Below are 681 nucleotides of genomic sequence, written 5' to 3' on the forward strand. Positions count from 1 at the left end.
AGGCAGTGCTCACGCCGAACACGCGGCGTAGCTCGTAGCGCACTGGCCAGGCCGGCCCCGGCGGGGGGAACCGGGTGAGCGTCAAGGCCCGCGAGGCCGGCACCCCGCGCCCTTGGGAGGTCGGTTCGTCCGCCGGCGTGGGCCAGGGCGCGCCGGCGCCGCCGGCCACTCCCCCGGCGCCGCCGAAGCCCACCCACGAGCCGCGACCGGCCACGACGGGGCCGTCGGGCGGCGAGGCGCACACCGGCTCGTCCGCGACAGCCAGCCGCGCGGCCTCGGGGAACAACTCGACCGGGACGGTGCCGTGCTCGGGTGAATCGCCAGCACGGGTCAGAAGCTTGACGCGTTCCGGCGCCGGAGCCGGGGTCTGACGACGGTCGGTGTCCCGTCTCCCCGGTGCGGTCAGGCTCGGAACCCCGAACTCGTCCGCGAGGCGGTGCACGAGGATGCCGTTGCGATAGGCGAGCTCGCCTACAGCCGCGCAACTGCTGCCGTACACGGCGATGCGACCACTACCCTCGGGCACCACCTCGATCCGCTCCCCGGTGGCACGCGCCTCCTGCGCCAACAGGGCGGCAAGGCGGTCGGCGAACGGCGAGCGCACCACGACGCGTGGCCGCAACCGGGTACGGGCGAAGTCGGCGGCGCTTTGATCAGCGGCCAGTCGCCCTCCCTCGATGC

The 681-nt window shown here is 74.9% G+C and carries 1 pseudogene; it reads right to left on the reverse strand.

Annotated elements, in window-relative coordinates:
- Positions 1–607 (reverse strand): annotated as a pseudogene (locus tag KUM32_RS42575) (hypothetical protein); the annotation flags it as partial.
- Positions 608–681: the final 74 nt, after the last annotated feature.

The sequence above is a fragment of the Streptomyces sp. AC627_RSS907 genome (assembly GCF_019049165.1).